General features: G+C 38.4%; 8 protein-coding genes and 1 pseudogene. 2 read left to right on the top strand and 7 right to left on the bottom strand.

Going from position 1 to position 12,114, the window contains the following annotated elements; translation table 11 throughout:
* Positions 1–4 precede the first annotated feature (4 nt).
* Entirely contained in the window at positions 5–2,245 is a 2,241-nt protein-coding gene (locus V471_RS05950; protein ID WP_084871224.1) for an N-acetylmuramoyl-L-alanine amidase family protein, read from the top strand.
* Positions 2,246–2,507: 262 nt separating this feature from the next.
* Positions 2,508–5,387, top strand: coding sequence for a glucosyl transferase (locus V471_RS05945; protein WP_084871223.1), 2,880 nt, complete (start codon positions 2,508–2,510; stop codon positions 5,385–5,387).
* Positions 5,388–5,496: 109 nt separating this feature from the next.
* Here the strand turns inward: V471_RS05945 and V471_RS05940 are convergent, their stop codons facing one another.
* The 7 genes and pseudogenes from V471_RS05940 to V471_RS05910 all read right to left on the bottom strand — a co-directional run bounded on the left by V471_RS05940 (position 5,497) and on the right by V471_RS05910 (position 11,956).
* Complete coding sequence (locus V471_RS05940) at positions 5,497–6,510, bottom strand: hypothetical protein (protein WP_084871222.1); 1,014 nt, start codon at positions 6,508–6,510, stop codon at positions 5,497–5,499.
* 181 nt (positions 6,511–6,691) lie between these two features.
* Positions 6,692–7,450 carry a CPBP family intramembrane glutamic endopeptidase gene (locus V471_RS05935; protein WP_084871221.1) on the bottom strand — a complete coding sequence of 253 codons (759 nt, stop codon included), beginning with the start codon at positions 7,448–7,450 and terminating at the stop codon, positions 6,692–6,694.
* 166 nt (positions 7,451–7,616) lie between these two features.
* Positions 7,617–9,002: pseudogene (locus tag V471_RS05930) on the bottom strand (MFS transporter).
* 25 nt (positions 9,003–9,027) lie between these two features.
* The gene (locus V471_RS05925; protein ID WP_084871220.1) at positions 9,028–9,438 is read right to left on the bottom strand and encodes a MarR family winged helix-turn-helix transcriptional regulator; all 411 of its coding nucleotides are present in this window, start codon (positions 9,436–9,438) and stop codon (positions 9,028–9,030) included.
* Between the two features lie 122 nt (positions 9,439–9,560).
* Positions 9,561–10,124 carry a sugar O-acetyltransferase gene (locus V471_RS05920; RefSeq protein WP_061652433.1) on the bottom strand — a complete coding sequence of 188 codons (564 nt, stop codon included), beginning with the start codon at positions 10,122–10,124 and terminating at the stop codon, positions 9,561–9,563.
* Positions 10,125–10,229: 105 nt separating this feature from the next.
* Positions 10,230–11,297, bottom strand: a complete 1,068-nt coding sequence (locus V471_RS05915; RefSeq protein WP_084871219.1) for a sensor histidine kinase — start codon at positions 11,295–11,297, stop codon at positions 10,230–10,232.
* On the bottom strand, positions 11,282–11,956 hold the full coding sequence (locus V471_RS05910; protein WP_045772125.1) for a response regulator transcription factor: 675 nt from the start codon (positions 11,954–11,956) through the stop codon (positions 11,282–11,284). Before V471_RS05910 ends, V471_RS05915 begins: the two co-directional genes overlap by 16 nt.
* Between the last annotated feature and the right edge of the window lie 158 nt (positions 11,957–12,114).

Below are 12,114 nucleotides of genomic sequence, written 5' to 3'. Positions count from 1 at the left end.
AAGTATGAAAGTACATTCTAATTTTACTGGACAAAAGTCCAAAAAACGTCTGATTGCATTCTCATGTGCAACTGCCCTTGCAGGTTTTGCCCTCATCGCAAGACCTGCCTTCGCTGAGGAAGCTAAAGCTGAAAGCTCATCAAACCTTGATGTGACTACTGCTACCACTGCAAATGTGCAAACCACAGCAGACCTCGTAGAAACAAAGGTTGTTGAAGCTCCTCCTACTACTGAAAATGTAGCTAGCACTGAAAGTACCACAAATGTTTCAGAACAAGCTACAACTTCTGCTACAAGCTCTGAAACTGCAAGTGAAATGGCTTTAACAACTGCAAGCGAAAGCCAAGCACCTGCAAAATCGGCCACAGGCCAAACACGAGAAGCTGTAACTACAGACCGAGCTGCCAGTGAAACTGCTTCAGTACCTAATGAAACAAACGTCACTGGTGGTCAGTACTATAGTGATGACCAAGGCAACTGGTACTATAAAGATGCCAGTGGTAAAAACCTTACTGGAGACCAAACCATTGATGGTGTACGTGTCTCTTTCCGCGAAGATGGTAAACAAATTAAAGGGCCAGATTTCTATTGGTCTGGTGATCTCCGTCGTTATTTCGATGATAATTCTGGTCAACTTCAAACCGATCGTTACCTAGAATACAAAGGTAATTGGTATTATTTAGATGCTACTGGACGACCACTAACAGGCGAACAAACTATCAATGGTCAAGAAGTTTATTTTAATAATGATGGTATTCAAATCAAAGGTGACTTTAGTGGAGAATCTTATAGTTATCCAGATCAAACCTTCTATTACGACCCTAACTCTGGTGCAAGGGTCCGAAAAGAAGGTCTAGTTCAGAATAAAAAAGGCCAAACTTTCTACATCAAGAACGATGGTTCTAAATTTACAGGAATACGTGAAATTGATGGTAACATCTACTATTTCAAAGCACGTGAAGCTGCCTCTCCTGTTGATACCGGCGTCCTACAAAAGGGAATCAGTATTTTACTAGAAGAAGGTCAAAATTCACCACGTTCTTACGGTTATGGTACTCCTATTAATATTACACGTCGCTATTATTTTGACTCAGTTACTGGTCAAGCCGTTAAAAACCGCTATGTCCAAGAAAATGATGGCTGGTACTACTATGGTGAAGATGGAAATGCTATTCGTCCTCAGAATGGTGAAGCCAATATAGATGGTCAAATCGTTTACCTCTATGCCAATGGTCGTCAGGCTAAAGGAGAGCTTGTTCTCGACAATGGTATTCTTCGCTACTATGATCCTAATTCTGGAGCACGCGTCACTAACACCACTCTAACAATTAATGGTATGACCTATCGATTTGATGAAAATGGTGTCGGTACGGATGCTCCTAACCCAAATGGTTATTATAGTGATGATAACGGAAACTGGTATTATAAAAACGCAAATGGAGACAACCTTACTGGAGCTCAAATTATCAATGGACAAAAAGTGTTCTTCCGTGACAACGGTCAACAGGTCAAAGGGGCTTATGGTAATTCTTACGGTGATTTATACGCATTCTACGATGTTAATTCAGGAAACCTTGTAACCAATCGTTATGTTGAATACATGGGTAATTGGTTTTATGTAGGTAAAGATGGTAAACCAGTCAAGGGACCTCGAAATATCGATGGACAAGATGTCTTCTTCAACTATCGAGGGGTACAAGCCAAAGGTGATTTTGGTCGAGATGGCGTATATATGCCTGAGTACTACTACGATAAAGATAATGGTCGCAAAGTAACCAAAGCTGGGTTTGTTAAAGATAACAGAGGCTTAACTTACTATCTTGACGAGAAAGGTGAAAAAGTCCTTGGACTTCATGAAATCAATGGTGATTTATATTACTTCCGTCAAGGAGGTGCCTATAAATACACCCAACTAGGTGACATGTGGCAGGATAGTATTAATTACATCGATGGTAAAATCTACTACTTCGATCAATTTGGTAAGGCTGCCAAAAATCGCTTTGTCTTTACGGAAGGAGCTTGGCACTATTTCTACGGTGATGGTACAGCAGCTACCGGTGCCGTTCAAATTAATGGGCAAAAACTTTACTTCGATACAAATCATGGTAGACAAGTTAAAGGCGCTTTTGCACCAGATGGTCACTACTACGATGAAAACTCTGGTGAACTAGTCACCAACCAAACACGTACTATCAAAGGTGTAACTTATCATTTTGATGAAAATGGTAATGCGACTAAAGTTTAAGGTATCCCTTACTTTAAGAAAACTTTAGGATTTCCTCTATATACTATAATCATCCTAGAACTTTTCTTTTTCATAATCTCCTAAAATCCAGGACTCAAGTCCTGGATTTTTTTAAACTCTTATGACTGCTAAAATTGTGAATTTTACCTTGTTAGTCACTTTTGAATGTAATCGTTTTCTTATTTTTGCCTAAATTTCTTATATTTTCTTGAAAGTCTCTAAAATAGCACTATAATAGGACTTAGGAAATGGAGGAAAAATTATGAAAGTACATTCTACTTTTACTGGATCTAAGCCCAAAAAACGTCTGATTGCATTCTCATGTGCAACTGCTCTTGCAGGTTTTGCCTTCATCGCAAAGCCTGCCTTCGCTGAAGAAGCTAAAGCTGACAACGCATCAAACCTTGATGTGACTGCTGCTACCACTGCCAATGTAGAAACCACAGCAGACCTCGTAGAAACTAAGGTTGTTGAAGCTCCTGCTACTACTGAAAAAGTTGCTAGCACTGAAAGCACTACAAATGACTCAGAACAAGCCACAACTTCTGTTGCAAGCTCTGAAACTACCAGTGAAACAGCTTCAACAACTGTAAGTGAAAGCCAAGCTCCTTCAGAATCAGCCTCTGGCCAAACACGCGAAGCTGTATCTACAGACCGAGCTGCCAGTGAGACAGCTTCAGTTAACGAAACTTCGAACAGTGAAACTAATATCACAGGTGGTCAATACTATAGAGACGAATACGGCTATTGGCATTACAAAGATGCTAGCGGTAAAGACCTGACTGGACCACAAACTGTTGATGGCATTAAGGTTTACTTCGACCAAGGTGGTGTTCAGGTTAAAGGAGAATTTACCTGGGACGGTCACTATTATGACAAAGATTCTGGTGCTCTTGTTACTAATAAATTCGTTGAAAATTATGGTAGAACCTATTACTTAGATGAAAATGGTAATAAGACAATTGGTTCCAAAGAAGTTAATGGAGCGTGGTATTATTTTGATCAGTATGGTGAACAAGTTAAGGGTAGATTTGCTTCTGATGACCGTTATTACGACGAAAACGGAAAACAAGTTGATTTTGGGACAAACCGCTATTTCGAATTAAACGGGGAATGGTACTATGCTGGAAATGATGGTGCTATTTTAAAGGGACCACAAACCATCGATGGCGTTAAGGTTTACTTCGACCGAGGAGGTGTTCAAGTTAAAGGCTATTTTGTTAAAGATAGTACTGACAATAATGAACGCTATTATGATAAAGATTCTGGTGCTCTAGCTACCAACCAATATATCATCGCCTACAACCCCTACAGACATCGAAATGAACGTTATTATGTTAACGACCAAGGAATCCGGTTAACTGGTCCTCAAACAATTGATGGTAAACAAGTCTACTTTGATAAATACGAGGGATGCCAAGTTTTCGACAATTTTGGTGATGATGGTTACTTTTACGATCAGGACGGTAATCGTGTTGATCTTGGTGCCAATCGTTATGTTCAAATCAGAGACAATTGGTACTATGTCGGTAACGATGGAAAAATTTTAACCGGTGAACACATTATTGATGGAGCTCACGTTTATTTTGAATATGGAGGTAAACAGGTTAAAGGAAATTTTGACTATAAAAATCAATTTCACGATAAAGACTCTGGAAATTTAGTTACTAATCGTTTCGTAACAGTTAAAGACAAAAACTACTTTATTGGAGCAGATAGTAAAGCTATTAAAGGAGCGACCGTCATCGACAACATTGAATACTTCTTTGACGAAAAAACTGGCGCTCAGGTTAAGGGAAATTTCGCAAGTAACAAAAAATATTATAACAGTACTACTGGTGCTCTCGTAATCAATAGTTATGTCCAAGTCGACAAAGACTGGTACTACGTAGGCAATGACGGTAAACGGCTTAAAGGTTCTCAAACCATTAACAATGTTCCTGTATACTTTGACACTTATGATGGTAAACAAGCCAAAGGTGTCTTTGGTAATGACGGCTACTTCTACGACAAAGATTCTGGTGCTAAAATAGACCTTGGTACCAATCGCTACGTTTACATCAACGATAACTGGTACTATCTTAATGGAGAAGGAAAAATCCTTAAAGGCGATCAAACCATCGACGGGGTACAGGTTCACTTTGATCCATATTATGGCAATCAAATTAAAGGAGAATTTACCGATAGTAATGGGCATGCGGTTAAAGCAAACTCCTATACTAGCCCAGTTAAGTACTATGATAAAAATTCTGGAGCTCTTGTAAAAGGTCAATACTTTAACCACAATGGAAACTGGTACTACGCTAATGCGGAGGGGAATATCCTTAAAGGTGAACAAACCATTGATGGGGTGCACGTTTACTTTGACTCTTATGGAGTACAAGCTAAAGACGCAATCGCAGAAGGCTACTACTACGATAAAGACTCTGGTGCTCGTCACGAAGCCCCTCGTAAGCAATTTATAAAGGCTGGTGGTAAATTATACTATCTTGACGATGATAATAAGATAAGTTCTGGTTATAAAAAAATTGACGGTAAGGATTATTTTATTACAGGATATGGGGAAGTTTTAAGAGGAGAATTCGGACCTTACGGTTACGAACCATACTATGATAGTGAGACTGGGGCTGCTGTACGACAAAGAGGTTTTGTTAAATCTGGACGTAACTGGTACTACCTAGATGATGAAGGAAATAAAGTATTAGGACTTGCCAAAATAGATGGTAATCTCTACTATTTCAGTAATCCCGTCGCAACAAAATACCGAATGGGCGAACAAGTTAAAGGAGAGCTGGTGAAACCTTATAATTTCTTCAACTATAACCGTTCACCCTATGACAATCCTGTCTACTACTTCGACGCTGAGACTGGGGCTGCTGTAACCAATCAATTCTTCAATTGGAAGGGCAATTGGTACTACTTCGGTAACGATGGAAAGGCTCTTATCTTTGATCAAGTCATCAATGGTCAACACCTCTACTTTGATTATCAAGGTAAGCAAATTAAAGGCAATTTCGTTACAGACTATAAGGGGACTCGTTATTACGATGAAAACTCTGGTGAGCTCGTCACCAACCAAACACGTACCATCAATGGTGTGACTTATCACTTTGATGAAAATGGACGTGCGAAACAATTGTAAAATAAGTCCGAAAATTGACTAAAATTATTCTTACTAGTCTTACAGATAAAAAAACAAACAAAAAGCCAAAATCAGCATTCTGATTTTGGCTTTTTGTTAGGTAAAGAATTTATTGGTCCTTTTTCAGTCTTTTTAGGTGTTTATAGAGACCGAAGGCACGATCCAGTTGCATGGATTCGATAGGACGTTTGCCCTTAATATAGAGATTTCCATTGGTCGCATTCATCAACCCTGTCTTAGCAATGGCATAACCAGTAATCATACCGCTATAAAGGAATCTTTCTAGTTCCTTGACATCTAAAACTCGACTTGAAGGTTCAAGGGGACCATATTCTGCTTCATAAATATCTACAAGTCTTTTAAACTTATAGGCCGTTTTTATGGGCATATCTCCGATAGTTCCTTTTGAATAATAATGATAAAGATTCTGTGGGCTTAAGTCTGCAGAGGCTACCTCTTGACCGTTGGGCGAGTAGGGTTGTAGCTTAATGAAAGTATTAAGCTTACCAATATCGATGTGGTAGTCGCTAACATTTTCCTTAGGAATAGGGAAGTCATCCCTATCAATAATCTCCCTTCGTCTGATGGTAGCCAACAATTCATAAGGCTCAACTCTAAGTCTTTTTGAAAATTTTTCTAAAGTATCAAGCGAAACCGTTCCTCTTTGATTGATCAGGTTATAGTTGGTTTGAGCCATACCAGATGAGACTACAAAGACTGTCATGCGTTCTCTGACTTCCCCCTCATCCATATCTTCCGTGATTTCCAGCTTCTTGCGAATGTTGTGCCACAAGTTTTGGGTAACCTGATCAGGATCTCTTGGAAACTCAAAAACCTCATGCTGATTGTCTCGAGCTAAGAGCTTCCCAAGTGTAATGTTTTTCCCAGTCACCTTGGCCAGACCGTTAGTAATGGTCACAATCTTTGGAATATTTCCCTTAGGCTTGTTCATAAAGAGCATCCGAAGGCTTCCTGACGGAATCCCCGTGGCTTCTGAGAGCTCTCTGTAACTCTTTTTGTCTTTCCAAAATTCCCCCATACGAGCTTTTTCTGCATTTTCCCAGAATAGCTCCTTAAGGGGTTTGGGGGCATTCGGCTCATCCGAAAATAGTCGTTTTGACATCATTGTCTCCCTCTAAAATTGCTGTTTTAAAATTAGTCCGAATCTATTATCTCATATTTTTAATAAAAATCAAATCATTCCCTAATCAATAATCATTACAATCAGCTAGTCGTTTAGAATTTTTCTTGGATTAATTGATTACAAAAACTCCCCTCGTACTTAAACGAAGGGAGTTGTTTGACTAATAATTCCAGTTTACCAAGAGATATATTAAGCTCGAGCCAAACATATCTGCTAAGGCATGAACGAGGAAAAATGGAAGCAAGTTTTTAACCTTGTATTTATAAAGGAAATAATAGAGGAGACCAAAGGCCACACCGATAACCAGAGCCCATAGCATGCCCTGATAGGTATGGAAGGACACACGGACAATGGTTGAGAAGAGCAAGACCAACCACTTATACTTGTCCTTAACCGAGGTCAAGAGTCCTAGGAAGAAAAATTCCTCGTAGAAACCATTGAGCAACCCATAAGCAATCGCCATAGGTGACAAAGCCATAAACTTATCAATCACAGCCATAGGGCTAATAAAGGCTAGAACCTGAGGACTAAAATAATTATATTGTCCTGACAAAGTACTTACCATATCAGCAAATAAGCCCATGATAGCGAAAATAAAGGGTACCCAAAAGAGAACAGACCACTTTAGACGGATTGGCAGTTGTTTAAACTCAAAATGGCGTATCCAGAGATAAATAATCGCTAAGGCTAGGAGGATAATCTGCAAGGTGAAATTGCTAGAGTAAGCTGCTCCTTCACTAGCTGTATTCGTTGCTGTCTCACTAACTGCCGTGGAAAGGTTTGGAGACAAACTGGCCAAATACATTTGTGTCGAACGAACAATAAACTGACCAAACATAATCAGCGTAACAATAGCGATATCAAACCATCTCAGTTCCTTGAGCGGCTGCTCAGGATGAATTTTCTTAAGTAAAGACATGGGCCTTCCCTTCCTTCTAGTATCTTCATCGAAGACTGGTTTATTTTTTAAGGTTATTATAAGTCATAAACCTTAAAGTAACACTAAAATTTGCAGTAAGATTAGTATTTCATTTAAGGAAAGAAAAAGCAAGGGAAAGCATGTTTCCTTTGCTTTAAACATGTTATTAATCGTTCTTTTTGACAACGCTAACTAAGACAAGGAGTTGGAAAATGGCTAGAGCAAATAAGACCATAAAGCCATTTCGACTACCTTGAGCTGTTGCTTGCGCAAAGCCAATCTTGTGATTAGCTTGACTCATGGCAACAATTAGAGATGCTAACGTTGTTCCCACTGCTCCTGCAAATTGTTGGAGCGTGTTAAAGATGGCATTGGCATCAGCACGTTGATCTAGCGACAGTTGTTTCTGTCCATTGGTCATGACATTACCAAAGGAAACGCCAAGCCCCGTCATGAAAATCATGTAAAAGACGAGGATCAACGTATTGGAAAGAGAGAGACCAAACAAGCTAAATAATAACTGAGCGATTACGATTAGGATTGCTCCAATCAGAATCGGTTTACGTGCTCCCATCTTATCTAAAATGATACCTGAGAACGGAGCGAATCCTGCACCGATAATAGCACCTGGAAGCAACATTAAGGCTGCAGAAGTTGTATTCGAGTGGTTAACCAATTGCACATAGTTTGGCAAGAGGAAACTCATCGCAAGGGATCCCAATTGGAAGGAGAAGAAAGCGATGATATGACCTGTCAGTTTATGATTTTTTAAAATAGAGAGGTTGATAATAGGGTTGTCCAATGTTGTTGAACGCCAAATCAAAAGGACAAGTCCTAAGATACCAATCAAAAGCCAACCAAGTACTGAGAAACTGAAGAAGGCATGATCAGCAACCCCATGAAGGCCTAAAATCAAGCCCAAGAAAAGAAAGATGGTAGCCAGTAGACTGAGGATATCTAAAGATTCACGTTGCACCTCACTCTTTTGCTCAATTGAACGAATCCCTGCAATCAGTGAAGCCAAGAGAATAGGAAACTGGACGAGGAAGATAGAACGCCAACCAAAGTGTGCTGTCAAGAGACCACCAACAGTTGGTCCAATGGCTGGAGCAACGGCTGTAATCAGTGTCCCAACTCCCATCATGAGACCAATCTTACGACTTGGTACCTGCTCCAAAATGATGTTAAACATGAGAGGTAGAGCAAAACCAACACCCATCCCTTGAACCAATCGTCCCAAAACAACAAAGCCGAAACTAGGCGCTATAAAGTCGATGAGGACACCTAAAATAGACAAAAGGTTTGCGACCAGAAAGATGGTTTTCATCTTAAACGAGCGCTTGAGATAGGCAGATAAGGGAACCACTCAAGCGACCACTAGGAGATAAATGGTTGTAACCCACTGTACGGTTGACGTATTGACTGAGAATGCCTTCATCAATACAGGAAAGGTGATGTTCATAGCTGTTTCACCAGCTACTCCACAAAATGAAAGGATTCCTGTCGCAAAGATGGCACACAGGACCTTGGTGGAGATTTTTTCGTCTGACATAAGTATTTGTTCCTCCTAAATAAACTTAAATATTACGGTAGTGTTGTAAAATCTTGAGAAAGACTTCTCTCTCTTTAGCTGAAAATTGCTGGGCAAACTCTTCTTCCTCTTTTCGAAGATAAGATTGACAGGCAGAAGCGATACTGAGAGCTTTATCCGTGAGAACAACCGCCTTTTGCCTTGCATCTTTTGAAGATGTGTGGCGTTCAATCAGGCCTTTCTTCTCCATTCGCTGTAAGAGCACTGTCGTTGTCGAACGCTGAATTTCAAATTCGCGCTCAATGTCCCGTTGAAAGACTTCTTGATCCGCATGATTGGTTATAAAATCAATGACAGCCATTTGATTTCCAGTCAAGTCATACTGCCTAGCAAACTGGTCAAAATGACGCATCATATTATTATTGGCTTGTTTTAACAAGCGTCCAAAATGGTACAAAAAAATGACTCCTTAACTATATTGTTAGCTAACTAGCAGTATAGAAGAATTATTACCTCAAGTCAATAGATTCTTTCAAAAAATAGAAAACTCAAGGACCTAGAATCCTTGAGTTGCTATATTTAGTCTTTCTTTACAGGAATTTCCTTAATCACACGCGCCGGATTCCCGCCTAGAACAACATTGTCACCGAAGGACTTGGTCACAACGGCTCCTGCTCCAGCAACTACATTATCCCCTAAGGTCACTCCTGGGAGGATAGTCACGCCTCCACCGGCCCAGAAATTATCACCGATCGTAATTGGAGCACCATATTCAATGCCTGAATTACGCTCGGTTGGATCAAGCGGATGCAAGGGCGTCAAAAACTGACAATTAGGGCCAATCATGGCATTGTCACCAATCGTGATAGGACAGATATCCAGCATGGTCAAATTCCAGTTAGAGTAAAAATTTTCACCGATATGGATATTAACACCGTAATCCGTAACGAACTGAGGATTCATGGCAACATTTTCACCAGTCGAACCAAACCAAGATTTGACAATCTCTGCCCTTTTGAGACGGTCAGGCTCAGCATTGAAGGCCCATTGTTTTTCTCTTGAGCTGGCTGCTAGGGCACGTAACTTAGGATCGCTAGGTTTATAAAAGTCACCTGCAATCATCTTTTCATATTCAGTTGGCATGGCATACTCCTTTTTTGCTTATTCTCCTATATTGTAGTATAGAAGTGATGTAACCACAAGCGAATGGATATAAACTAGCTAATAATCTCAACTAAAAAACCATTACTAAATATAAATTGTAACCATAGCTCCATTATTTTCATTAGAAAGTTTCAGTTCCCAATCATGAAGTTCTACGACTCTTTTTACAAAAGATAACCCTATTCCAAAATGGTGATTCTGAGAGTCGTTTCCTGATTGATTATCTTGGTAAAAGAGCGATCCTACATTATCAATCATATTAGCCGAGAACCTTGAGCCATCATTCCAAACCGATAAAACAATCTTATTTTGCTCAGATGATAATTTTATAACTATCCTTGGCATCATTGATTGACTATAGGACATTGCATTATTCACAAGATTAGTAAGTGCTCTTAAGAATAATACTAAGTCAATATGAATAGTAGTATCAGATGGGGTTTCATTCAATACTTTTAAGACACAGGTCCCAGTTGTCAGAGGAGTTAATTCTCTAATCAAACATGACGCAAGCTGCTCCGAAGTAATATGCTCTTTATTGATATTATCTTTATAAAATGTTTTTGAATATTGAATAAATTGATTAAAATAATTATCTAGCTGTTGACTTGAAGATTCGATATCTAATAAGCATTGAGTTAACTCAGGAGACAAATCAAATGTCTGAAGATACTCAGCATTACCTGAAATTATTGTTAGAGGTGTCTTTAAATCATGTGCTGCGGAAGACACTCTGAACATTAGCTCTTGCTTTTGTTTCTTCTCTTTTTCAAGCATCTTCTGAATTTTATCCTGCATCTTCATAATATGTTCTTTTGTCTCAATAAATTCAAATAACCTTAGTGGCTTAGAGTATTTGTTATTGTCTGAATATAAGCTTTGTTCATATACTGTCTTCATCTCTATCTTAATTTCATATAGAAGTTTTTGTACATTTCTTACAATTATAACAACTAAAATGACACAAAGATAAATCCACGAACTAACACTAAAAAACATAGTAAAGCTATTCACATTGTTAGCATTAATTCCTTCAACTGCTGTAAATAGGGCAGGAATGATATAAAAAAAACAAATGCATATCAGAAATTGAAAAATAATTTTCAAATAAGTTGCTCTTATCAACTGCTTTAATGTTATTGATTTTGCCATTTATATCCCCCACCCCAAAGAGTTTTAATTGGATCAATACCATAAGGTTTTAATTTTTGTCGAATCTGATAGATATACTCTGTGATACTTCGGTACTGAACTTCTGAACTTTGAGGGTACAAATATTCATAAAGCTCCTCTACACTAAAGATTTTAGTTTGATAGGTAAACAACAAATATAATAAATTAAATTCCCTTCTCGAAAGAGAAATACTATTACCGTCTACTATTAATTCCTTTCCTACCCTATCAAATTGAAGTAAACCACTAGTCTCAGTATCTCCGACAGAAAGTAGCCTTCTATCTCGTCGAATATGCATTTTGACTCTTGCAACCAACTCCTTCATACCGAATGGTTTGGTAATAAAATCATCTGCTCCTATTCCAATAGCTTCAACAATATCTTCTTCAAGGTTTTTAGCAGTAATAAAAATTATAGGTGTTTGAATCTGACTTCTGATACTACTACAAATATCAATACCACTCACTGGCATCATTATATCCAGTAAAATCAAATCAAATCCTATGAAGTCACAGAGGTTAATATCTTCAACAGAATTTCTAGTTTCAACTACATAGGAGTTTTTCTCCAGAATATTCTTAATCAATCTTAAAATTTTTAAATCATCGTCAATAACTAGAATTTTAGACTTTACCATTTTTTTCCTCGTACGTTTTGAATATATTGTAACATAATTAAAAATCGAAAATACATTTCAAAATTAGCATATAATTTATAGTTCAATAAATTGAGCTTCTAGCAAATCTCAATAGTGCTTATTTTTAAGTAACAGAATATGTGTTCCAAAGTCTTGTA

It is taken from the genome of Streptococcus salivarius (genome assembly GCF_002094975.1).
GTDB lineage: Bacteria > Bacillota > Bacilli > Lactobacillales > Streptococcaceae > Streptococcus > Streptococcus salivarius_D.
This window is presented reverse-complemented; position numbering and strand designations above follow the sequence as displayed.